Here is a 25,409-nt window from a genome sequence, read left to right on the forward strand (position 1 = left end):
AGACTTTGAAGAAGCTACATAACATAAATTTCAGGTGATTGGTGGCCTCAATTCACGGCACAATAAGGGCTAATAAGGCACAGGTAATCTTGAGCTATATCGCTCTTATTTAGCTCTTGTCTCCTTTTATTAGTAGTGATTCATCCCCTACCATCAAATTTTAGTATTTTTAAAAATCAAGAGCGCGCGTGTTATCGAATGCTACAGTACATCTTAACAGTGAAAATCCTTTTATGACAAAGCTTTATGCAATTTAATTTTAAAGTCTAAAACATGACACATCTTAACTTTACATTAACAATTCAAGCCTATTATTTTCAGCACTAAATGATACTTACTCGGTAATTTTATAAATTACTGGAGATACCATGAGGAAAATACTCATACCCACTATTGCGCTTGCCGCAATTATAGTTTCATACAACTTGATGCAGAAAAATCCCATCAAGCAAAATGAACCATCAGCTAAATCAAACACAAATAAAATTGACGATAATTCTGCAATTGTTAATATTGACAACACCAGTCTAAAACAATCGGAAGATTCAAGTAAGACGTCTTCAATTAATAATAAATCAGCAAACCCTGCGGGTACAGCCTATGCAAAGACAAATTATAAAGCCTTAGAAGAGGGCTATGGCTTAACTCCTGCAACTACGAATCAAGAAATTGCCGCTAGCCCTCAGCTCGCAAGTGCAGTAGAGGCGGCCAAGGATCCTAAAGAAAATGCGACTCAGTTGTCACTCTTAGCTAAACCCCTTCCTTTTGAAAAGAATCGTTACTTAAATGATAAAGAATATAAAAAACAATACCTATCAACTGCTGAGCCTGCTAGAGTTTACCAAAGTGATAGTAGTTCAAAGTATACACTCAAGCGTTTATCACATTACTATCAGGAAGTCGAACAGGGCAATTTTACCCACATAGTTGTCCAAGGTGAGCCCAATATGCCAATTTCACTTACAAGCCTCGATTTGGGTAAATTAGGTAATGGCTTAACTCATCAGACTATAGAAGCCGATATCAATGGCGAAGCTAAATTCACTTTTTACGGCATGCCAGGAACTATTGCAGATACAAAATTACTAGCAAGTGGCCCCACCTGTAAAGGTCAACTAAAATTTATTGTTAATACAACTTTTAAAAAATAGAATAAAGAGGAAATGGAAATGATTAAAAAAATAGGTCTAATAATTCTTTTATTAGCTACATTCAGTCAATTAACTTTGTCAGCAGGACCAAAAAAATTATGCTGTAATGTCACGGGTGGTGGCAATGGTGGTGGCTGTGATGGTAGCTCTGGAGGAGATGAGTCAGGCGGCGATGAGTCAGGCGGCGATGAAGATCCAGACGATCCTGGTTGTGACGATACAGAGGATGACGGCACAGATGAAGAAGATGACGAAGCTCCAGATACATGTTCAAACTCAGGCGGGAGTATCATCGATAACCTCACTTACAACTACATTCACAATGTAACTGATTTCAGTATTGCTAGTGGAACTACAGCATGTGCATCATGTGGGAGCTCATCTCCAGTAGATACACTAACAGGGGTAAGAATTGTTCGTTATCACCAATTTAGACATATGTCGGAACAGGGGTCATTTGGTCCCGGTGTATTTATTAACTGGGATTCTAATTTAACTCTATTTGAAGTTGGTGACATTCACCCAGAAACGCGCATCGATTTTTTTGAGCCTGCCGAAACTTCTGTACGCCGTTATTTTAAAGAAGGCGATGTCTTTAAGGATACATACCTTAAAACAACTGATCGCATGGAACTTTACGACACAAACGGTGACCTTACTACCTCGATGATTGATGCTCAAACAGCTGTCGTTTTCACACTAAGTCAACGCACATTTCATTTCGAGCTCTATGAAGTCGAAGAAGGTATGAAAAAAGGGCGTATTGTCGCTTATCGTGATCAGCGTGGCTACGGTATAGACTTAACTTATCAAATTCCTGCAAATGCTCAGGTAAATGACCCTAGCGAAAAAAGAAAAATAGAAACAATTAGCGATGATAATAATCGTCAGCTTACATTTACTTACTTCCCTACACAAAAGAACTCTCAATGGGTTGTTTCTTCAATTCAATTGCCTAATGGATCTGCCATTCAATACAACTATGGGGCAGGAGAAACAGGATCAATTTCATCTATCAATTACCCCGATGGTACTAGTTCAACTTTTTCCACTTCTGTAACATCGGATAATTTAACAAAATTTTCTATTTTTGAAGCCGGTGAAAAAGCTTCTCACAGAAACAAACATGTGTATCTAGATAATAACTTTGTTGCCGATACTAGCGGGCAAGACGGTGTTGTTTTCTTTAATAGTGCAGCTCTCTTAATCACCAAACTGACCAAAGGTGATGACGAAGAACTGGCATACCAAAATTTTGAAGCTCCAGATAAAATTAACAATCGCCTTGTTTACGAAGGTGGACAACAAATAAAGCACGTGACCCCAACATTCAATAGGTATGGCTACTTAGGTCCTAATGCAACGGTGACTTTCGATACTATTGATTTAAATACAGGCTACTATGATTTTGACTTTAAAAGTGAAACTAAATTTGTTCAAACAAAAGGATCTATTACCGCCAACTTTCAAAGTCGTCCAACCTATGCCCGCAATATTAAAGGGGAGTTCCATACTTATGCATACAACGACAAGAAATCTGTAACCAAAAAATCTTATGCTGATGGATCTTCCAAAAAATGGCAGAAAAATCAATTTCAACAAGATACAGTAGAATGCGATCGCGAAGGTCGAGTAACTCTAAAAACTTATGATGACTGGGGTAATCTTCTCAGTAAAAAAGTCGGGCTCAGCTGTAGTCCGCAGGGCTTAGTTGGTCAAGAATATCTTCCTGGCTTGGATACCAAGATATATTTTTATAGTAGTAAATCTCAGCTTCCTACAGACTTCGCAGGACTTCCTTTACTTGATTCATTCATTGAACACAACTTCAACTCAGATGTCGATAATGGTGAAGGCAAAATGGCTTTTTCTTTCGATGGTCAAATAGAGATCACCAATTCAGGTGATTACACATTCTATTCACAAACCACTTTGGGTGGGGCAAAACTCTATATTAACGATCAATTAGTAGTCGATAATGAAGCTTGGAATAAAGCCAGTGATGAAGACGCGGGCAAGGACTCAAGTATTCCAATTAATCTTTCTTCGGGTTTTCATTCAATTCGTGTCGAGTTTTATACCCATGTAAAATACGATGAACTCGGACTTTTAAACATTACTTACACGGGGCCAGACACACTAGACTTAGATTCAAATCAGCAGGAAATAGCTATCCCAGACACGGCGCTAACTCACCTTTCTACTGCGGATGATTATTCCGAGGAATTTGAGGAGACAAGCGAAACCGCCACCTATCTCTACGAATATTATCCAGCGGGTCACATCAATCAACACCTTCTTCGTTACGAATGGGATGCCAAAGGCAACAAGACCGAACATATTTATGATGAAAATAACCAAATTCTCGAAATCCGTGAACCATCTGATAATGGTTCTGGCTCAATTGTTAAAGCTGCATACACCTATGATTCAGCACGTCGTCAAACATCATCTACCGATGCTCTAGGTCGTACAACCGCCTTTGAATACGATAATCGCGATCGTGTAATAAAAGTTACCTATAACGACGCATCAACCGAGTTAAGAATTTATGGAACGGGTGCAGATTCAAATCTCATTGTAAAATCGAAGGACCGTAATGGTAACACCACCAAGTATACCTACGACTCACTCGGCCGTGCTATTCAGACCATTAGAGCATACTCGATTATGAATACAGATGGTTCATCAGAAACAGTAAATCCACCTAATCTTCAATCAATTGAAAACTGCACCTACGTTCAGGGGACGGAACTAAAAGCGTCTTGTACAATTAATGGTGAGAAAAAAGAATACGAGTATGACTACCGCAAACGTATTGTAAAAACCAATCGTTACCCCAAAAACGGCATCGTACTTACTTCTGAAAAAGTCTATAAAAACAATAAACTCTTACAAGATAAATCACCCTATGGCCATAGTACTTTTTATGCTTATAGAGAAAGCGATTCTAAACTAATCAGAACTTTAAAGACAACTTGGAATAATTACTTACCTTCAGTAGGCGGTGAGGGGTTTATTTTAAGTCGTACTCGTGACTCACAATTAAATGCTAAATTTATGATCACCGACTATGAGCTTGATGCCACAGGTTTAACGACTGCGACTATTGATCCCCGTGGCATTCGTCATGAGATGGTTTACGACTCACGAGGTCGTATGATTGCTTCAACACAAGCTGTCGGTTCAAGCGTTCAAGCTTCTACTTCTCGCGAATACGATGCCAACTCCAATGTCACAGCATCAATTGACCCTCGTGGCATTCGTACAGAAATGACTTACACTGCCCGTAACCTTATGGCTTCGCAAACTGTGGCAGCAAGCACTTCCGACGCCGCGACTTCCTACTACACTTACTACGATGACAAACGTCAAAACACGGTGACGGATTATAAAGGTAACTTTAGCCAATCTGTGTGGCACCAATGCTGTGGTCGTCCTCAAGCCAATATCGACCAAGCAGGTAACGGAACAATCACCAATAATGACTTTTACGGCAACATTACGCACTCAGCTGCAGTGGAAGACGTACTTGCTCACGCAGGAACTTACCACGATCCAATCAATGCTAAAACTCTCACCGAGACCACACGCCTCTATGACTCACGCAATCGCATGGTCGCCCAAACGGTTTGGCTTCAGCCTCTTGGCTACGTTGACCCCAATAATGTGCCAATCGCTACCGACTCAGCCCAAGGCTTAACGACTTTCTATACCTACTTTGATGAAGTCACGGGCCACCCTGAACTCGCCTCAATTATTGCGGAACTCGCAGCCGACGGTATTGTTATTCCTGGGAGCGCCGGCGGCTCGCCGGCATCTGATGGCTCAGCCGTCATGGTGCAAAATCCTGCTGGTGAACTCTCGGTACAGATCTCCGATGGCCTCGGTCGCTCAGTCGCTTCCGCCATTCTTGAGCCATCCAATTATTCAGTGATTACTTGGAATACCACAGCCTACGATGCGATTTCCGCAAATGGTCTCGTGGAAACAGCCTCCATCGATGCCCTTAATAATACCTCAAAATCTCGTGCCGATGGCGCGGGCCGTGTACAAGAATCAGTCGATGCCCTAGGAAACATCTCCACAGCTTCCTACGACGCGAATTCCAACCGCATTTCTTACCGCGATGCCTCTGGTGTCGGCCAAGACTGTATCTTCGACGCTCGCAATCGCGATGTCTCTTGTGTGGATACCGCTGGTTCAACGACCACAAAAGTCTTTGATGCCAACAATAACCTTGTCTCAGTCACCGATGCAAAGGGCCAAACTTCTACATACGTCTATGACCTTCGTAATCGTAAGATCTCTCAAACTGATCGCATTGGCGGAACAACGACTTTTGCTTACGATGCCAATAATAACCTCACATCCATTACCGATGCACAGGCGTCAGTCACAACTTATGTTTATGATCTACGTAATCTGCAAACATCCACTATCTACCCAGCCGGAAGTGCCGGTGGTTCAACAACTGTAAGTACCGTTTATGATGCCCTCGGTCGTAAAGCCCAAGTGACGGATCAACTCGGAGATACAGTAACTTATACTTACGATATGGTTTCTCGTATGCTCAATCGTGATTACTCCGACAACACGTCGGATACCTTCACCTACGATGACGCCTCCAGACTTGTTTCAGCCACCAAGGGTCGTTATAGTAACACTATTTCTTACACTTATGACCAGGCAGGTAGACGTTTGAGCGAAACACAAACACATTCTGGGAGCGCTGGCGTCTCGCCGGCTTCTTTTACAATCTCCCACACTTTCGACGTAGCTAATCGTGTAACTTCCTGCACATACCCAGATGGCACGGTTCTCAACAAGACCTACACTGACCGCAATCTCCTCGAAGGCCTCTCCTACGCTGGGACCGCGGGCGGCTCGCCCGCATCAGTAGTGGACTTTACATACGACGCCTCAATGCGAGAAGCTTCCCGTGAATACGGCAATGCGATCACCACAGACCGCACTTACAATGACGACAATACCCTGGGAACGCTGAGCTCCAGCTCGGCATTATCCTTCACCTACGCTTACGACGCCAACAAAAACGTCACCGGAGAAACCGTCCAAGGAGCGCCGAGCTCCAACTCGGCATTATCATGGACGGCAGCCTTCGACAATGAAGATCGTCTCTCACTATGGACTCGTTCTGGGAGCGCCGGCGGCTCGCCGGCATCATCAATGTCATGGAACCTCGACCTCATTGGTAACTGGTCATCCGTCACTCGCAATGGTTTGACTGATACTCGTACGCATAATGGCGTACACGAACTTACTGGGAGCGCCGGCGGCTCGCCGGCATCATACAGCTACGATGCCAAAGGTAACCTCACTACTAATAAGTATGGTTCAACCCTCACTTGGGATATTGATAATCATCTCCAGTCGATTCTTTACTCAGGGATGGATCCTGCAGATGCACCAAGCTATGAATACGACGCCCTAGGCCGTCGTCTCTCTAAGTCTCATTTAGATGGTTCAAAAACCCTCTATGTCCTCTGTGATCAAAAAGTCTGCATGGAATTTGATTTATTTGTTGATGGGAACACTGGAGCTTTACTGCCCGCGGTGGCTCACCGCAAGTACGTCTGGGGCACCTATGTGGACGAACTCATCGCCATCATCCCTGCCGAAGGCATTTCAAATACCCTCTACGCTCACCAAGATCGTCAATACAACCTCAGAGGCTTAACTGACTCCAACGGAGCACTTGTAGAATACTATGCCTACAGTCCCTATGGTGAACGTACTGCCTACGACTCCAATGGAACTGAGATAGATCAAACTTCCACTATGCTAAAAACAGACTATGGCTTCACTGGTCGTAGATATGATATGGAAAGTGACCTTTGGTACTTTAGAGCAAGGTACTTTGATACTGAAATGGGTAGGTTTGTGAGTAGGGATCCATTGGGTTATGTGGATGGTGCGAGTTTATATGCGGGGTATTTTGCTCAATTTTTAAGTGTTGATCCGAGTGGGACAAAGTGTCAAGTTAGGATTTTCGTAGGACACCATTATGAAACTGGTAGATGGATCGATAAGCAAAACCCTAAACAATGTGATGCAATGGGTGCGGTTAGTTGCCACCCTGATGGTAATAATGAGAGTGTACCCGAAAAAAATCAAATTGGGGGAATGGTAGGTGCATTTGATAAACTACTGAGAAACTTCACATACACTAAACAGGAAGATAACGGCTATTTACATTGTAAATTTGTTAAACAAGCTATTAAGATTGCAGTGAAGAAGGCTATACGTCATGCGAAATCATTTTGTAAAAAAGAAGGGGGATGCTGTAAAAACGTAAGATTTGCAGTTATATGCTCTACTTGGAGAAAACCTGGTCCAAGTGGTCGTTTACAAAAAAGTGCTAAAGATTGTGGAGGTAGCTTATGCAGAGATTTTGTGTTAAATTGCAAAAAATAACTATATTAACTATTTTTTTCTTATCTTATCATGTTTATGCTACAGAAGTATTTACTTTTTGTGAATATATAATATTTGAAAAAGATAGTAGTAAAATGTTAGATGATAATAAGAGGTGTTTGAAACTAACCGACTACAATTTTTCCGAATCAAATCTAAAAAGTAAACTCAAATCACATCTTGATAGAAGTGTTTACCCTCGAAGTAGTGAATCAATTAGTTATATAGTTTTCAATCAATCCGAAGAGAACTATTGGACAATTTCTTTAGGTAATTATGGCTATGAATTAATCATACATAAATCTAAAACCAAAGGTGATTATATAGTTTGGCCTAACGGTGAGTATAGTAAGACAAGTTATTATGGAACATTTAGAGATAAGAAAGCGTACCTTATTTTCTTTGATGCACTTCTAAAAATCAAAAATCCTACAAAAGATATAAAGCGACAAATTAAGTATATGCAATATTCGTACCCTGAGTTAAAACAATTGGTAGAATCATCTCAGATAGAAGGAGAAATTGTAGGAGACAATAAAAATAAGTCAGAAGTTAAATCTCTCCCTCCAAAAACTAAAACCGATGAAGACCAACCCACCAAATAACTTACAGAAAAAGTATCACCCCCAAAACCATCGGTGCTTTTTCTAAACCCTTAAGCAAAAGCCCCCAAAGCTTTTAAAACAATTTGGCAACCTTTCCTCGTTATTACAGCGAGTGTTGTGAAGTAGGAGTACTTCGTGAGGAAGGGTTGCCTTTTTTTGTGTTTAGATGGTTTTAAAAATGAAATGGGTTTAAAGCGTTTTAAAGGCGGTTTGATGGGGTTTAAGTGTGTGCGTGGTGGGGTTTGTGGGTTGAGGTGTTTTTGATGGGGTTGTGAGGACGTGATAAGCTTATTGATAGTGGAAGAGGGACTTGAACCCACTTAAAACCACGGTCAAATAGCCGTTTTAAGTACAAAAACTATGTGTGAGTTACAGTGAGATCCAGTGTGGTTCATACAGGTGGTGTAAAAGTTTTTGGGGTAATATTGGGGACTACAGCTCCAAATAAGCTCCGTTAATCCTTAACCAGTCTTTTCGTTCGGCATAATCGGGCATGATTTTACTTAATAATCTCCAAAAGTCTTTGGAGTGATCGTGATGAATGAGATGGCATAATTCATGAGCTACTACATAGTCCACAATACTAATTGGAGCCATGATGACCTTCCAGTTGAAGACTACTGTTTTATCTTGGTGGCATGATCCCCACTGGCTTTTGAAATTACCTAGCTTTATCTGTTTGGGCTTAACATTAAGAAGTGTGCTATACTTCTTAGCTCTTTGCTTAAATTTGGTTAGAGCATGTTCTCTATACCAATTGATAATTGATTCACGAATAAACTCTTCTTTGTGCGCATTATTAGCTTCTTTTGGCACTGATACACATAATCTTGCACTCTCATAAGAGGTAGGCTTATAATCACCTTCTAAGACCTTTAAGCGGTAGTTACGGCCAAGATAAGTAAAGGATTCACCCGATACGTATTCTTTACTTTTAGCGGGTTTTCTAACCTCATTATTCAGAGCTTTTTTCTTGAGAATCCAAAGTCGTTTCTTTTGAATGATCTTATCAATTTCATCATCACTTAGATTATCGGGAGCAAGGATACTTACTGAATTATCGGGAGCGACTATGACTTTTGCAGTCTTTCGGTTGGGTTTCTTTAGAATAGTATATTGCATTAGTTAATCATTAATCGTTTCTAATGCTTTCCCAATATTCCTTAAGCTTTGAAGCTTCACTTAAGGCTGAATAGGCACTTCTAGTATCAAAACTCTCATCCATGGGATTTATTTTATCGACATCAACTCTAATGGAAATAGATTTACCTGTTTTAACTAATTGATAAGTAGAACCTTCTTCAAAATCACCGTATAAAACAAGGTAATCCTCAACGGAGATGACCCTTTCTCAGAGATGACCCTTTCTCAGAAAACTAAAAAAAGTTCATAGGTTGAATTAAATCAATAACTTATAGAAAAAGTATCGGCATTAAAAACGTCGGTACTTTTTTTAAACCCTTAAGCAAAAGCCCCCAAAGCTTTTAAAACATTTTGGCAACCTTTCCTCGTTATTACAGCGAGTGTTGTGAAGTAGGAGTACTTCGTGAGAGAGATGACCCTTTCTCAGAAAACTAAAAAAAGTTCATAGGTTTAATTAAATTAATAACTTATAGAAAAAGTATCGGCATTAAAAACGTCGGTACTTTTTTTAAACCCTTAAGCAAAAGCCCCCAATGGATGAGCCTTTCTCAGAAAACTAAAAAAAGTTTATAGACTAAATAAAATCAACAACTTACAGAAAAAGTATCGACACTTAAAACGTCGGTACTTTTTTCTTTTTAGCTGATTCTAATGCCTTGGCCTCCCGCTGGTCGTCACTAAGCGCTGACGCGATAAAGACAAAAAATAAATCATATGATTTGCTTATTGAATAAGATTGACTATTCTTAAATTTCCAAATTGGGAATTTTTAGTTGTTGTTTGGTCCAATAAGAATATATTAATGCAGGTTTTATCGCGAGGAACAGTCAGAAACTTTACCGACTCCCATGCAAGTTCTGCAGAATCTTTGTGGGAATGGTTTAAACTGACAACAAGCACAAATTGGACAAATTTTGAAGAACTAAAACAGACTTTTCCAAGTGAGGATTAGTTTCCCAGAAAAGATAAAAAATAATGTATCCCATTTTTGTTGAATAGTTTATGCCTTATTTATCTAGCTGAATTTGTCGAGTAAATTTGCACAAATAAATATTAGCGTATTTATTAAAGTTAATCAGTAAGGAGAGCTTTAATGAAACGTTATTTGGATACAGAAAGTGATCTAAGTTTTTATCATGTAATAATCAAAGTTCCTGACAATACCTTTGGGAATAGTAATTATGCTTTTCAAGCAGAACATAAACGTCGCTTAAAGGATTTATTTTTCTGGCTAGAAGAGATTTATGAACTGAAATGTCTCTGTTACACCATCATGAGTACCCATGCTCATTTTATTATTTGTCGAGAAAAAGATCTTGAATTTAAGTTGAGTCTAAAAGAGCTCGCCTTGCGTGAGCAAAAGTATCGTGGACGAAAATACCCTTTGGATGCTCGAAGTTGCGAAGTGCGCAATTTTAGATTTCGTTTAAACGATTTAAGCGATTTCATGGGGAATTTACAAAAACGCTTTACCCGATGGTACAATAAGCAGGGGGATCGAAGTCGAAGAGGTCAACTTTTCAATCATAATTTTAAGTCAGTTTTACTTAAAGATACAAAATCATTAATACACTGTATGCAGTATGTGGAAATGAATGCCGTTCGAGCACAAATGGTCAAAACACCGAGTGAGTATGAGTTCACATCATGGTCTGATTTTAATAAGAAAAATTCTTTAGGAGAGCGCTTAAAAAGAAGTTTCATCTATTGCTTAAGAAAGTTTAATGGAGGATTGCAGGACATGACTGACCTGCAGGTTTTTTCACTTTATACTGCTCGCCTCAAGTTAATATGTCGGGCGTTGTATGAATTAGGTGACTTTTCTAAATTAGATAGGACGATTGTGAATGAGTTATTTCTGAAGAAGAAAAAGTGGACAGCTGCTGAAGCTGTTGCTTTGGAGTAAATTTATGCTCATTGCAGAAGAATATCCGATGTTGACTATACTTTTCACTAAAGAGCTTACTTTGGATAAAAGTAGACTTTGCTATTTGTAACAAAAGAAGGTTCTTTCTCACTTTGAGGGGATGAGGTTTGGTATCCCAGTTAAATTTCCTTTAGTGAAATAGAGCATCATTTTTAGATATTCTTTAGATCTAAACCCTCTGGCCCGTCTTTTAACTGCTGAGAAAACGGAATTAATTCCTTCCAATACAGCATTACTTGTTCCGTGCCTCCATCGAGCAATAATTCCATCAAAATGTTTTGTAAGAGATTCGGCAAATTTCTTTAGAGGGTTTAAAAAGTATTTCCACATTTCTTTTTCAGCTTCATTATGAACCCAAGATATCCATGCTTTTAACCCTAACAAAGCTTTGATTTCGGACTTCGTTTTAAAAATATCTTGGAGACTTAAGCGCATTTGGTATGCCATGGCTGTTGCAGTGTTCAGCTCTTTTAATTTTTCTATAGTTTGCTGATCTTTTTCCTTGAGTTTGTCTCTGTTCTTTTGAAATAAACGAGGCTTTTTTAGGAGGTTTCGAATATCACCTTTTGTACGGCGCTCTCTGGAACAAACTTTGCCAATTGCTTTGTTTAAGTTTTGTGCAATATGGAAGTAGTCAAATACTTTACGAGCATTGCGCATATTTGAATCAACGCCACTTTTATAAGAGGGACTCATATCCATGCTAACTTCAGTAATTGCATGAGGGTGACCGTCTTTCAGGTAAAGTTCCTCGGTGAATTGTTCAAAAACTTGTGCATCTTTGCCGTCTGCAGCGAATAGAACACTATGGTTTTCCATATCCACAAAAACACTTACATAACGATGACCTTTTGCGATACTCAACTCATCTACTCCAATTCTCGTGAGTTCACTCCAGTCAAGTTTGGCCCGTTCTTTATCAATATATACTCTTAGAATCCTCCATAATTTTTGATCATCAACTTTCATTAATTTACCTACTTTTGACACGGGCATATGACGCATGAGGGTCAAGGCTAATGCCTCAAAGTCTTTACTGGAATGTTTATTGACACCTTCCCAAGGAGCTCGAATTGTCCACGTTTTTTTACAGGATTTACAAAGGGCACGAGGCAATCGGCATTTTAATACAGTTTTATAAGTCCACATTTGTAGATGATCCCATAGCCTTTCATTTGCATGATCTTTTATAATTAAATCGGTTCTCTTACAACAAGGGCATTCCATACCTTCTAAAAGTTTAGCTGTATCTTTAATTGTCACTTCAATACATGATTGCTCTGCCAAAACTTCTAGTTTACTAACTTCCCATTTATCCCCGAGATTTAACATTTCTGCAAAAAGTTGTTCGGTCATCATTAGCTCCTATTTTGATAAGCTTAACAATACTCCTTGGAGCATCTATCCACAAAAAATGAGAAAGAACCCAAAAGAAATAAGTAAGCGTTTGATTCTAAAAGGTTTAATCAATAAGACTTAAATCAATGAAGAGCTGTAAAGTCGAGCTGATGATGGGTGTTTTCTTGAAAATACGAATTTTAAGTTAAAGAACTAGCAAGCCTTAAGCATTTTTTGTCCTTTATGAGGGAGAAAAAATGATAAAAAAATGTATTTTTAGCTCCTTGTGAAAGATTAAGGGATTTTTTGCGATTAGTAAGAAAGGAGTTGTTTTTGTCGTATATATATTCTGTAAGCCAAATAGAGAATAAGTTTAATGCCGCTACATCGTTTTAAAGTTCTCGATTCTTCTGGTGCTCAGCAGGAAGTTTCGATAGATGCCCAAAGTCGTGATTCGGCCTTGGGCCGTTTGCGTAGTCAGCAAATGACTTATTTGGCTTATTTGGGGGAGGGACAAAAAGGCAAGGCACGTTTTTCATCGAGTAAGGGGATTAAGTTAGAGGAGTTTACTGAAAACTTATCTTCCTTGCTAAAAGCTGGAGTGACTTTAGAGCGCAGTTTAGAAATTATAGAAGAGAGTTTAGAGAATGAACATGGCCGAGCTTTTGTGGGCCATTTGCGCCAAGGCTTGCACGAGGGGCAGAAATTCTCGGTTTTAGTGGGTGATCGTCCTGAGTTTTTCCCAAAGATTTACACACACCTCGTCATGGTGGGTGAAGAGTCGGGAACTTTGAGTGCGGTGTTGGAACGTTTGCACATTTACTTGCAAGAGAAAAAAGAAACGCGTTCTTATGTAATTTCCGCCAGTGTTTATCCTTTGATTGTAGGTTTTATAAGTCTCTCGGTGCTCGTGTTTATGTTGGCATTTATTGTGCCACAGTTTGCCCAGACCTTTGCTAAGGCAAAAACGGAGCCAAGTGGCTTGGCAGCGATCTTGTTTGATGTGTCATTCTTTTTGAAGGATAATTTTGCGATTCTTGGTGTTTCGACTCTGCTAGCCCTTGCGGGTTTTATTTACTTTTTAAAGAGTGAGAATTTAAAAGAAATCAAAGACCAACTCTTTTTGAAAATCCCCTTTTTACGCAAATTCATTGTGACCGCTGAGCTGAGCACTTTTTTTCGAACTTTGGGAATTATGATTGGCAATGGAGTGCACATGTTGAAGGCAGTACAGATTTCAGAAAAAGTGATCAATAATAGTCAGATTCGTCAAGATTTTAGTCAGTTGCCAGCACAACTTCGACAAGGCAAGAGTTTATCATCCGCTCTTAGCAGCATTGATTATATTTCAGGGACAACGGGAAAAATGTTTACCGTTGGGGAAGAGACAGGGAAGATAGACGAAATGGTGGAGCGCGTTGCGGAAGCCTATGAAAAATCCCTCAAACAAACCATAAAAAACTTTCTTAGCGCTTTTGAACCGCTGGTGATGATCTTTCTGGGCGGTTCGGTGGGCCTCATTGTCATTACGATGTTCTTGGCCATCTCAGATCTTACAAATTTAGCTTAAATACAAAAGGAAAACACATGAAAAAATCATTTTCATTGATCGAAATTATTATTGTTGTGACGATTATCTCTGCGATTGTCGCGATTGTCGCACCCCGCATACTCGGTAAGGGTGATGAAGCCAAAGTGAACCTCACACAATCTGAGTTAAGTAACCTCACGGGTGTGATTGATTTATTTAAGCTGAATACGGGACAACTTCCTGAAGCACTGGATGAACTCGTTGAAAATACGCGTGACCTAAAAGGCTGGAAGCAGCAGGCCGATAGTGTCCCCGTGGATCAGTGGAATAATGCCATTATTTATGAAAAGACTTCGAATAATCGTTATGGTTTTCAGTTGATGTCCTATGGTGCCGATGGCCAGCCAGGTGGTGAAGGTCCAAACGCCGATATTATTGTGCCTGAAATCAAGCGTTAATGCGTAAAAGTTTTTCACTTCTTGAGTTACTGATAGTTATCGGAATCATAGCGATGGTTTCGGTGGTAGTTCTCAAGCGTTTTTCAGGTTCTTATGGACCTGTTGACCGCGTCGTAGTGAAAAACCAAATCATTAAATCCTTTGCTGAAGCTCGCTTAAAAGCTAAGATGTCTGGCCGTGCAGTGGCGTTAAACTTTGAAGACGATGAGGGTAAAAAACAAATTCGCATCGATTTTCTCGACTCCATCAATAAGGAAAATTCTGAAGCAGCACAGGACTTTGAAGAGGAAGCTATTTCACTCCCAGAGACGTGCACGTGGGCAACAGAGCTTGAGGAAGCTTTTGTATTTTATCCCGATGGTGAAGCAACGGGCACTGAATTTGTCGTGGGAGCTGATAAGTCCACTTTTATTATCCAGGTCGATCGCCTCAATAGCCAGTTGATAATCGATGAAGAATAAAAATTTCAGTTTAATCGAAGTGCTTTTGGCGACAGTTATTCTATCCGCCGGGGCTGTGCTTTATTCTAAAATAAGTGCGCAGTCCGCAAATATGGTGTATGAGGGTGAGAGTCAGTGGGGGCGGGCGCATCTAAAATCTCTCGCCTGTGAATATTATCTCTTGTGGGGAGCTGATGCCCCTGAACCAGTAGAATTATTGCCAGAAGATTACTCTGCGAGCTGTGAACTTATTGATGAACATGAATTATTGGAGCAGAGCGAGGATCAGACTGAGGGACGCTGGACACTCAAGAAGTATTGGGTTCAGCTTTATTACAAAGACGAAGTGATTGACGAGACTTACGTGAGCAAATTTCTTCCCGTGGAGCTCGTGCAATGAAACAAAAATTCACTCTCCTAGAAATGCTTATCTCTGTCTCTTTATTTGCTTTAGTGGCAGCCGCGGGTGTGAGCCTAAATGTAGGTTCAATTTCGACTTATAATTCAGTCAATGATCGCCATCAGCACGTCCAAGAAATTATTCGTGTGGATGAAACGCTGCAGAGACTGATCACAAGTATGAAGCCGTTTTGGTGGAAGGCAGAGGAAGGTAAGCAAAATTTATTTTTGGGACTTCCCGATAGCATGCGTTTTGTGAGTCGTGGAAGCGTTAAAAACTTTAAGGACGGGGCATTTCGTTTTTGCGAACTCTATGTGGATGATGAGGCTCAGTTAGTGGTGCGTTATCAAATGCGGCCCTTAACTGAGGGAGTCGAGTTTGTGGAAGATGAAACTTTGTACTCAATCTTAGCCCGAGAAGTCGATAGTGTGGAATTATCGTATGCAGGAATTGAGCACGAATTAACGGCGGGTGAAAACCAAGCTGATTTGTTGCCTGAGTGGCAGGCTGAGTGGGACGAACTTCGCGTTGATCTTCCCTTAGCGGTTTGGGTGAAAGTTAATTGGCAAAACGGAGTTTCGGAAAACTTCATGTGGCGTACATCTGGTAACGGTCGTTATGAACGCTTGGGCCAATGGCAAAACGGAGTGGAACTCAAATGAAGGGACCTGTTTTAATTATAGTGATCATGATTATGATGATGGTATTTATGTTTTCGGGAGAAACGAGTGCAGTGGCTAATTTGAGTTATCGGCAGTCTTTGATCCGCAGCCGTCAAATTGATAATCATTACTTAGCGGAAAGCCGAATGGCCGAAGGTATTTGGAACCTATACTCTGATATCCGCCTCAATAAAAACCGTGTTATTGACCGCGAGATCTTAGAAGAAGATGAAGCCGTCTTTACGGCAGATAATATTTGGCGCGTTGAAAGTAGCGAAGATGGGCAGGAGTTTCATTTAAAAATTGAAGATGCTTACAAGGGCTTTTCCTTTTCGGGTAAATTAGATGGCAAGGCCATTGCTGATTTGAAGAGGAATTGGTTAAATGAAGAGAATAGTCAAGATTTAGACGTCTTGAAATTTTTCGATGAACTCAGACTTTATTCGAGTTCAAGCAACTTGGAGAAAGCAGAAGAATACGCTGATTTTGATATGCCACGTCGAGCTCCCATGCAATATGCTGAAGAAGTGTTGTGGGTGCCAGGGATCGAGAATGTGATTACAGAGCTCAACGAAGAGACTCAGCTTAATTTTGACTTCAGCCAATTACTCGCTCCTTTTCCTCCTCAAGGAGTGAAAATCTCTAGAAAAAATAAGAGTAATTTCTATTCCGCAAGTCTATCGGAAGTGATTCTACGAGCCAATCTTCAAGAAGATGAAGTAGAAGAATTACTGGAAGGTAAACGCTTGTGGTCCGAAGAACGAGTCCCGTTCTCTGAAGGTATGCCGAATCTCTACAGTCGTTTGCGCAAGTTTTTTTCCTTTAAAGAATCAGGAGTTTATAAGTTAAGTGTCAAAGTGACGGATCAGGGCGCGCAAGCACCAGTGAGCCGCACGGTATTGCTTCAATTGAATTCACGAGGGCCTGCAAGATTGGGGAAATTTAATGGTATTTCTTATTGGGAATGGGGTGCATTTTAATGAGTTTGTTTAATAAAAATATTGTTGTTCTCTGCTTGGCAAAAAGTGGTCGTCACCTCGCCATGAAAGTGGCCAAAAGCCGATCCGGTTTAGAGTTAATCAAGTCGCGTATATTAGATGGCGACCATGAGTTTAGTTCGTTACAAGAAAGCCTCGATATAAGCGCAAATGATTATTTTGTCTTGTGCGATGAGGGCAGCTTAAGTGTGAGCGTCAATTTAGCTTTGCCAAAGCTTGCCGCCAAAGAGTTGCGTAATGCGGTGAGTTTTGAACTTGGTAATAAAATTCCTTTGCCAGTAGATGCTGTGCAATGGGGCTATTATCGAGACAAAGATTCTTGTCAGCTCAGTGTGATTAGCTATGAAGCATGGGATGAATTCATCTTAGCAACTCATGAGATGGCCTTTGATTTTTTCGTGTCGAGTTCATCTCTTCCTGAGTTAAGTGATGACTTGAAAGGCTTGGTCAATAAGCAAGGAGAAAATGACGAGGCTCTATTTGAACAGGCATTAAAAGTCGCCTCCTTTTGTTTGTCGAATGATATGAACGTCCTCAAGAAAACGATGATAACGCCGCCCGAAGGGCGTCGTCTGAAGCATCGATTTGTGAGTAAATACATCATGGTGGCCTGCATGGTTTATGTGTTGACCTCTTTGCTCATGACGGGTTTGACTTATTACAAAGGCAAAAACCAATACAGCTCGCAACTGAAATCGCGAATTGCGCAAATTCAGTCGGCAACTCCTCAGGTCGATGAAGAAGCCTTTGAGTACCTTAATGAACTTAATAGTGAGTATTCAAGCATCCTTGAAAAGGCTTATTCACCTGGAGCTATTTTAGATGAATTATCTTTGAGGTTACCCGCTAAGTACCTGATCAAAAGTTTGAGAACAGATGGTCTTTCAGTGAATTGTGAACTAACGAGCCAAGATGGTGTCTTGGATACAAAAGAAATTTATAATGCCTTTGTGGCTTCTGATGTTTTTACCAAGGATATTCCCATCAGCCAAAGAAAGGGATCACTTCAGTTGAACTTAACTCTGAATGAGAAAGGAGTTGACCATGACTGATACACGTCGAAAAATCATCCTATCAATACTTATGGTATTCTTGTTAGCTTTTGTTTATTTTGATAAGAACAAAAACTCTGCGACTAAAGTAGGAGGGGCTTCAAGCGCAGCACTGGAGCTCGACTTACAGAAAACAAATAATCGTTTGAACTTACAGCTGGCTAAGCAAGCGAAGTTTGAAAAGTTACTTGAAGCAAAAAAAGATATGGAGCAGGGACTTTGGGCTTACGAAGAAGGGGACTCACCTCGAAGTTTAGTTCACCAAAACTTGCGTGAGTTGATTCAAGTGAGTGGTCTTACCGCCTTAACCGTTGCAGTTGGAAGAGAAAAGCAAATCAAAGGCTTGGAGTCCATTCGAGCTATCGATTTCTCGGTAAATGGAGTTTTAATTACCGCAGACCAAGAAAATTTCTATCAGCTTACAAAGTCTTTGGAAAAGGATGAGAAGTTATATCACTGGGCTTCACTTAGCTTAAGCCAGCATGCTGGGCAGTTGCGGGTGAGTGCAGTTTTACGAGCGTATGTTTATATACCAGATAAAGAACTAGAAAAGGAAGCCTTATGAAATCATTATTAATTGTATGCGCTTGTCTAGGTGCAGTAGTAGCGACCTTCCCTCTCCAGGAGAAGATGAAGTTCAACAGCAAGCCACTCCCTCCAATGAATATCGAAGAGATAGTTTCTGAGTCTCCACAGAACAATCAAGACGAGGAAAGTAATGAGCCGAGTTCTTTTTTAAAGGCTTTACCGTTTTCTCGTCAACAAACAGAAGCTCCTGTAAGTCCAGTAGTGGAAGAAGTCCCAGTAGAGGAAGCGCCACAGGCTTCGCCGCATAGCTTTATCCTAAGGGGTATTACAGGTGTGGGGGACAAGAAACGAGCCGTTATTGTGCTCGAAGGAAGTAATGATGCAGCTGCGTATTCGTATACTTATGAAGATAAAATCTCCGATAGCGGTTATGTGGTCTATGAAATTCACGACGATCACGTAGTGCTAGATCATACACTCTATGCAGATGTAACTTTGGGCTTTGATTATGATGCAGATTTTAGTGCTTCCATGAAGAAAAAAGCTACTGACTTGGAACAAAAAACACAGAAAGAAATTACTAAAGTTTACCAGAAAAAGGGTGGTGCAAGTTCTAAGAGTAAAGCAATTGCTGATAAGAAAATGTGGGAAGAAAGGAAAAAAAGGTATGAGCGTTTCCGTCAGATGCGTGAAGAACAAGAAAAGAATAAAAATAAAGTTGAACAAGATGAAAAAAAGAAAAAACGCTAAACTTTGAAACAATTTAAAAATTTTTGAAAAACTAATTTAGGTACGAATCGTGATTTTAAATAAAACAATATATAGCCTGCTGATAACGACTTGGTTTATCTCCTGTTCGGGAGTTGACAAGCAAGAACTAGCCGAAACAACAAAGATGGAGATCAATCTCTCCAAGAATGCTCAAGCGATTCCAGTTGATACAGAGCAAGGTATGCCCAAAGATGGAGTTATAGAAGTGATTTCTCCTTTGCAGGGTGTGGATGGAAGTCGTAATTTCACTTTGCCGAATCGCGATGGAAGCAAAGATTACGAAATGCAAAAGCTCAAACGCCTTGCAGATCTGATGAAGGAACGAGCACCAGATCCAAAGACTTTCGAAGAGAAAGTGAGTGTATTCCTAACTTTGGACAATGTTGAGCTTGGGGTTGTTATTAATGAGTTTAGTCAGGTGCTTTCTTTTCAGTACTTGGTAGATCCAGGCGTTAAAGGTTTTGTGAAATCGAGTATTAGTTTAGAAAATAGCATGACCGTTTATGATGCTTGGAAACTTTTTGAACAGGTTCTATATATTAATAATGCCTATGCGTCCATCGATGAAGCTGGAATTATTCGGGTCTTTCCTTTAACAAAAATTGCTCAAGATGCTTTAGCAAGTGTACCTGGACAAGCTCAGGGCAATGTGAATATTGTTTATTACTCACTGCAAAATATTACTGCAGCAGAAGCCTTGCCAATCCTTAAGCCTTTTATGAGTGCCAATGCGTCGGCCTCGGTGATTCCTTCAAGTAATGCATTACTTATAGTTGAGACGAGTGCCAACATGGATCGCCTCAATACGATTTTACAGACAATGGACGCCAATGGTCAGAGCAATTGGCCACAGATCGCTTATAGATGCCGTTTTATTGATTCAGCGGTACTTTTGGCAGAGTTACAAAGCGCCATTCCCGTTTTAGGCTTTTCACTTGCTGCGGGAGAGAATCAAGGTGCAGGTGTTAAAATGGCTTCCATTGATCGTATGCAGATCATTGTGGCTTCAGCCCCTTCAGGAGCGGTATTAAATGAAGTTTATAAATGGATTCAGATTTTAGATACCGCAGAGTCTGAGGGTGCTACAAAAGTTTTTTATTATCCCGTACGTCATGGTATCTCAGCCGATTTAGTCGCGGCTCTGCAACTCTTTTTCCCTAATTCAGCCAATGCGGCCTCACCTCAAACGAATGCTTCTAATTCGACTTCCAGCCGTGCCTCGACAAATAATACGAATAACCGCACGACCCCGAATAGGACGACAACAAACAGGAATACGACAAATTCCAGTGATGTTACTTCTATAAAATCTCTATTTGAAGAACCTGTCACTATCTTTGAGGATAGTCGCAGAAATCAATTGGTGATACGTACCAAGCCCAAAACTTATTCCATGGTGAAGGCGATCTTACGCCACCTCGATGCTCCAGCCATGCAGGTAATGATTCAAGTGACCGCCGTAGAAGTCGAGCTCGGAGAAGGACTAGAATTTGGTTTTGAGTATGCGGCTACGGATAAATTTGGTAGTGGCGATAATGAAAGTGGCGTCGGTGTCGGTAGTAGTACGGCAGACACACCAAGTTTTGGCCCTCCGGGGGGCTTAGATCCAGGGATTAGTTTACTGCTACAGTCAGCTGGGGTTGATAACGAATTTGCTTTTGTTCAGGCGGTTGCGGGCGATTCATCCTCCGAACTACTCTTTACTCCGCATATTTTAACTCTCAATGGGGAAGAAGCGGAAATTAACATTGGCCAAAATGTCCCCGTAAGAGCGGGTACTACATCAACTTCTTCAAATAATGATTTTGAGCAAATTGAGTATCGGAGTACGGGTGTGCTTCTTCGAGTGTTACCACAGGTTTCAGCAGATAAATACGTAACCTTAGATACAGAAATAGTAATATCAAGTATTGTTGAACAATCTCCAGAAGAAGTTTTGATTGATTCGCCATCCTTTAATGAGAATAAAGTAACAACGAAACTCTTGATTAAGAATAATGAAACTATTTTACTAGGTGGCATTATTCAAAAAGTAGCGAGTGAAAGTACCAGTGGGGTTCCATTTTTGAAAGATATTCCAGGTATAGGCTTCCTCTTTCAAAGTGCCACAACAGGAAGTAGAGAAAAGGAGTTGGTAATCTTTATTAAAGCCACAGTGATTGAGCAAAAGAGTGATTTCCAAGATGTTGTCAATCGTTATGGCAATGCGATGAAATTCAAAAATGAAACGCCAGAAGTTCCGTGAATTTTTCTAATGAACAGGACCTGCTCGATAAGCTTTCACATGAGCTAAAGGTTGATTTAAAGGAGGCCAAGGATCTTGATGAACTCCTTGAATCGGGAGAATTGAGTGAAGAGCGTTTAATCAATGCATTCGCACAAGAAAGTGGACTTGAGCACATCCTTGAAGAGACAGTTTCTAGTTTAGAGAAGATGAAAAATGTGAGCCACGAATACCTGGATGCCGCCCTCTGCCTACCCTTGGCTCAAGATGACTATACAATTGACTTGGCATTTTGTAGCCTTTTTCAACTCGATGAAAAATGTAAGCAGTGGCAAGTTCTATACAATAAAGAAATTCAGCCCAAGCTGATGCGTAAGAGCTTTATTTCTCGTAAGATTAATGAACTTTATCACCAATCCGATGAACTCAACGAGTTTGATGAGCAGGCGAATCAGTCTCTAGAAGACATGGCCAAGGAGGCACCGATCGTTCGTTTGGTAAACGATGTCTTTAGTCGAGCTGTTGAATTGGGTGCGAGTGATATTCACGTTGAACCCGGCGATGGTCAATTGAATATTCGTTATCGTATTGATGGTATTTTACATACTCACTTCACGCCACCTTTTCAGCAATTTGCCGCCATTTCTTCACGTTTAAAACTGATTGGCGGTCTTAATATTGCCGAACGTCGAATCCCCCAAGATGGTCGTATTGAATTATCCATTAGTGGTAAAGCGATCGACGTGCGAATGAATACTTTGCCAGGCATGTACGGAGAATCAATTGTGATGCGTTTGTTGCAAAAGAATCTCCAAGATTTCACTTTAGAAAGTATTGGTATGTCTGCCGTGCTGAAGGATAAGTTTATAGCGAAAATTAAAAAGCCTTATGGTCTTGTACTTGTCGTGGGGCCCACGGGTTCAGGTAAAACGACGACGCTCTATTGTGCGCTTAATATTCTCAATAGTGGTAATGAGAAAATCATTACGATTGAGGATCCCATTGAATATCAAATTAATGGCATTACCCAGGTTCAAGTTAAAAAGTCCATTGGCTTAAGTTTTGCTGATGGTCTGCGCTCCATTGTCCGTCAGGACCCCGATATTATTCTAGTGGGCGAAATCCGTGATAAAGAAACAGCGGAAATTAGTATCAATGCGGCTCTCACAGGGCACTTAGTGCTCTCGACACTTCACACTAATGATGCCGCAGGGGCAATTAGCCGTTTGCAAGATATGGGAGTCGAGAATTTTCTGATCGCCTCATCACTAGTCGCAGTACTATCACAGCGTCTTTTACGTCGTGTGTGTTCGGCTTGTGGTGGTAAAGAAGAGAACTTCCCTTGCAGGAAATGTGCCAATACAGGCTACAAAGGTCGCGTTGGGGTTTATGAATTCTTAGAAGTTAATCAGCGTATACAAAATGCCGTTATGGAACAAAAAGATAGTGGTCAGATTAATGCAATTGCGGTGTCGCAAGGCATGCAGACAATTGCGGAAAACGCAAACGAAAAAGTCGAAGCGGGAGTGACGACTCGCGAAGAACAAGTTCGGGTGTGTAGTACGAATTAAATAAGGTGTGATAAGTCTAATCAGTGGTATCGGCTTTCTTTAGATCGCTTTTTATTTCCCGGCGCTTTTTATTTCCCAGAAAAGTAATCATAAAATTTCCCAGAATCATAAAATTTCCCAGAAAATCATAAAAAGTTTATAAATAATTTACAACTAACTATTTATAAATAAGTTATAAGTGAAAAAATGGTCGATAACTTTTCTTTTTAGCTGAAGTAGAATAAGGCACAGCTTGAGTGATTGGCAATAATCTATTATCCACGAATAGAAAAATTGATGGCGCTTTTTCTTTCCCAGAAAAGCATAAAACGCTTTTTCTTTCCCAGAAAAGCATAAAAAGTTTATAAATAACTTATAACTAACTATTTAGGGCTCACTGATTAAGATATAAATAACTTATATACAATGAGATAAGTGTAATTCATGCTATATTATATGTAAACAAAACCCCTCAAAACAGTCATTAGGTTTGCATAAGATGTATAAAAATACGGGCTCAGAGCCCAAAATGGCCAATTTACCTTATTTTCTAGATGGTACACTCAATATCAATAATCGCTGGGTCAAGTTAGCAGCGATAATACCTTGGACAGATGTCGAAGAAATTTATGCACTAAATTTCACCAGTCATACTGGGCCCAAAGCTCTTCCTGCAAGAACTGCATTTGGTTCCCTTATCATTCAAGTAAAGCTAAGTTTAACTGATGAAGAAACGATAGAAATGATTTCTGAAAATCCCTATCTTCAATATTTCTTGGGCTTTGAAAGATATAAACAGGAAGCACCTTTTGATTCGAGCATGATGACTCATTTTCGAAAGCGTTTTGGCGCTCAGGACATTAAAGACATTGACGAACTCCTGCATACAGCGACACGTAAAAAAGAAGAGGATTCTAATGATGATTCAGACAATGATCCTCCATCAAATAAGGGTTCTTTAATTGTTGATGCCAGTTGTGTTCCTGCTGATATTCACTACCCAACTGACCTTGGGTTACTAAATAAAGCCCGTGAAAAAACTGAGGAAGTAATCGATATCCTTTGGTGTCATCGCTCAAATACAGAAGATAAAGTTAAGCCTCGAACTTATCGTGAAGATGGCAGGAAAAGCTTTTTAAGTATTGTTCTAAAAAAACGTGTTTCGAAAAAGAAAAGACGTGAGGTGATTAACAGACAACTCCATTGCGTAAGGAGGAACCTCGCCAGTATAGATGAACTCAAAAAGTATGCCGATCTTACTCTATTGAAGCCTAGTTTATATCGTGAACTTCTGGTGATCGGGACACTTTATCAACAACAGCAATACATGTACGATAACAAAGTAACAAGCGTAGATGATCGCATCGTAAGTATTCATCAACCACATATCCGTCCCATAGTTCGGGGGAAGGCGGGAGCTCATACGGAATTCGGAGCAAAAATATCTATCAGTGTGGTCGATGGCTGGACCTTTACCGATACGATTAGCTTTGACTCTTATAATGAAGGGACCGAACTGATTTCACAAATTGAAAAATACAAAGAACGATTCGGTTATTATCCCGAATCAACACATGCGGACAAAATCTACCGAAACAAAGAAAATCGAGCACATTGTAAAAAGCATGGGATAAGGATAAGTGGTCCCAGTCTTGGAAGGCCTCCCAAAGATGAAAAATTACGTAAAGAACAAAAGGATATACAACGCCAAGATGAAGCTATAAGAAACCAAGTAGAAGGCTGTTTTGGTGTAGCCAAAAGACGCTATAAACTCGATCGCATTTTCACGAAAATTAAAGCGTCGTCTGAAACACTTATTGCTTTAATATTCATGGTGATGAACTTGGACAAGGCATTAGCCTTTTTATCACTTTTTGGCCAATATTATAAGCAGCTATTAGAACATTTTCTTAACTTTATAAGTCTCATTAGCCAGGGTGAGCATCTCAAAAGACGAGTCATTCAGTAAGGCCTATTTATAAATAATTTATAAGTAAAAAAATGGCCGACAACTTTTCTTTTTAGCTGAAGTAGAATAGGCACAGCTTGAGTGATTGGCAATAATCTATTATCGACTAATAGAAAAATTGATTACAAGCATATCTGAAAGCGAAACATGCATTTAATTTTACTGATACCTTTCTAAAATTTGAATGAGAGCAATCGGGATAATATATATTTAGATGATTATTG

The 25,409-nt window shown here is 40.2% G+C and carries 18 protein-coding genes; 16 read left to right on the top strand and 2 right to left on the bottom strand.

Translation table 11 applies throughout. The features are described 5' to 3' along the window. The first annotated feature begins 368 nt into the window (after positions 1-368). The 3 genes from LNTAR_RS07610 to LNTAR_RS07620 are packed head-to-tail and all read left to right on the top strand — an operon-like array spanning position 369 to position 8,194. Complete coding sequence (locus LNTAR_RS07610; RefSeq protein ID WP_007278089.1) at positions 369-1,151, top strand: hypothetical protein; 783 nt, start codon at positions 369-371, stop codon at positions 1,149-1,151. An 18-nt stretch (positions 1,152-1,169) separates the two neighbouring features. Continuing rightward, on the top strand, positions 1,170-7,589 hold the full coding sequence (locus LNTAR_RS07615) for an RHS repeat-associated core domain-containing protein (RefSeq protein ID WP_007278090.1): 6,420 nt from the start codon (positions 1,170-1,172) through the stop codon (positions 7,587-7,589). Then, positions 7,556-8,194, top strand: a complete 639-nt coding sequence (locus LNTAR_RS07620) for a hypothetical protein (RefSeq protein ID WP_157473373.1) — start codon at positions 7,556-7,558, stop codon at positions 8,192-8,194. Before LNTAR_RS07615 ends, LNTAR_RS07620 begins: the two co-directional genes overlap by 34 nt. Positions 8,195-8,626: 432 nt before the next feature. On the opposite strand, the gene LNTAR_RS07630 is transcribed toward LNTAR_RS07620, so the two are convergent. Beyond that, a complete protein-coding gene (locus LNTAR_RS07630) occupies positions 8,627-9,316 on the bottom strand; it encodes a M48 family metallopeptidase (protein ID WP_007278092.1) in 690 nt (229 codons plus the stop codon). Positions 9,317-10,430: 1,114 nt separating this feature from the next. On the opposite strand from LNTAR_RS07630, the gene LNTAR_RS07635 reads away from it, so the two are divergent. Then, positions 10,431-11,243 carry a transposase gene (locus LNTAR_RS07635; protein ID WP_007278093.1) on the top strand — a complete coding sequence of 271 codons (813 nt, stop codon included), beginning with the start codon at positions 10,431-10,433 and terminating at the stop codon, positions 11,241-11,243. A gap of 108 nt (positions 11,244-11,351) precedes the next feature. Here the strand turns inward: LNTAR_RS07635 and LNTAR_RS07640 are convergent, their stop codons facing one another. Continuing rightward, complete coding sequence (locus LNTAR_RS07640) at positions 11,352-12,623, bottom strand: ISL3 family transposase (protein ID WP_238527699.1); 1,272 nt, start codon at positions 12,621-12,623, stop codon at positions 11,352-11,354. Positions 12,624-12,978: 355 nt separating this feature from the next. Here LNTAR_RS07640 and LNTAR_RS07645 point away from each other — a divergent pair, with 355 nt between their 5' ends. From LNTAR_RS07645 to LNTAR_RS07700, 12 genes are all read left to right on the top strand, one after another. Then, positions 12,979-14,172, top strand: coding sequence for a type II secretion system F family protein (locus LNTAR_RS07645; protein ID WP_007278094.1), 1,194 nt, complete (start codon positions 12,979-12,981; stop codon positions 14,170-14,172). 17 nt (positions 14,173-14,189) lie between these two features. Further along, entirely contained in the window at positions 14,190-14,591 is a 402-nt protein-coding gene (gene gspG, locus LNTAR_RS07650; RefSeq protein ID WP_007278095.1) for a type II secretion system major pseudopilin GspG, read from the top strand. Further along, positions 14,591-15,052: a type II secretion system protein gene (locus LNTAR_RS07655; protein WP_007278096.1), complete on the top strand. Its 462-nt coding sequence runs from the start codon at positions 14,591-14,593 to the stop codon at positions 15,050-15,052. Before gspG ends, LNTAR_RS07655 begins: the two co-directional genes overlap by 1 nt. Further along, positions 15,042-15,431 carry a type IV pilus modification PilV family protein gene (locus LNTAR_RS07660; protein ID WP_007278097.1) on the top strand — a complete coding sequence of 130 codons (390 nt, stop codon included), beginning with the start codon at positions 15,042-15,044 and terminating at the stop codon, positions 15,429-15,431. The genes LNTAR_RS07655 and LNTAR_RS07660 overlap by 11 nt, the downstream gene beginning before the upstream one ends. Then, positions 15,428-16,093, top strand: coding sequence for a hypothetical protein (locus LNTAR_RS07665; RefSeq protein ID WP_007278098.1), 666 nt, complete (start codon positions 15,428-15,430; stop codon positions 16,091-16,093). Before LNTAR_RS07660 ends, LNTAR_RS07665 begins: the two co-directional genes overlap by 4 nt. A gap of 32 nt (positions 16,094-16,125) precedes the next feature. Then, positions 16,126-17,073 (top strand): hypothetical protein, encoded by a 948-nt coding sequence (locus LNTAR_RS07670; RefSeq protein ID WP_157473379.1) that lies wholly within the window; start codon positions 16,126-16,128, stop codon positions 17,071-17,073. Next, positions 17,073-18,143 (top strand): hypothetical protein, encoded by a 1,071-nt coding sequence (locus LNTAR_RS07675; protein WP_007278101.1) that lies wholly within the window; start codon positions 17,073-17,075, stop codon positions 18,141-18,143. Before LNTAR_RS07670 ends, LNTAR_RS07675 begins: the two co-directional genes overlap by 1 nt. After that, complete coding sequence (locus LNTAR_RS07680; RefSeq protein WP_007278102.1) at positions 18,136-18,708, top strand: hypothetical protein; 573 nt, start codon at positions 18,136-18,138, stop codon at positions 18,706-18,708. Before LNTAR_RS07675 ends, LNTAR_RS07680 begins: the two co-directional genes overlap by 8 nt. After that, complete coding sequence (locus tag LNTAR_RS07685; RefSeq protein WP_007278103.1) at positions 18,705-19,421, top strand: hypothetical protein; 717 nt, start codon at positions 18,705-18,707, stop codon at positions 19,419-19,421. The genes LNTAR_RS07680 and LNTAR_RS07685 overlap by 4 nt, the downstream gene beginning before the upstream one ends. A 49-nt stretch (positions 19,422-19,470) precedes the next feature. Beyond that, entirely contained in the window at positions 19,471-21,687 is a 2,217-nt protein-coding gene (locus tag LNTAR_RS07690; RefSeq protein ID WP_007278104.1) for a secretin N-terminal domain-containing protein, read from the top strand. After that, complete coding sequence (locus LNTAR_RS07695; RefSeq protein ID WP_007278105.1) at positions 21,684-23,237, top strand: GspE/PulE family protein; 1,554 nt, start codon at positions 21,684-21,686, stop codon at positions 23,235-23,237. Before LNTAR_RS07690 ends, LNTAR_RS07695 begins: the two co-directional genes overlap by 4 nt. A 478-nt stretch (positions 23,238-23,715) precedes the next feature. Further along, complete coding sequence (locus LNTAR_RS07700; RefSeq protein WP_007278107.1) at positions 23,716-25,185, top strand: IS5-like element ISLar5 family transposase; 1,470 nt, start codon at positions 23,716-23,718, stop codon at positions 25,183-25,185. Positions 25,186-25,409 lie beyond the last annotated feature (224 nt).

The sequence above is a fragment of the Lentisphaera araneosa HTCC2155 genome, assembly GCF_000170755.1.
GTDB lineage: Bacteria > Verrucomicrobiota > Lentisphaeria > Lentisphaerales > Lentisphaeraceae > Lentisphaera > Lentisphaera araneosa.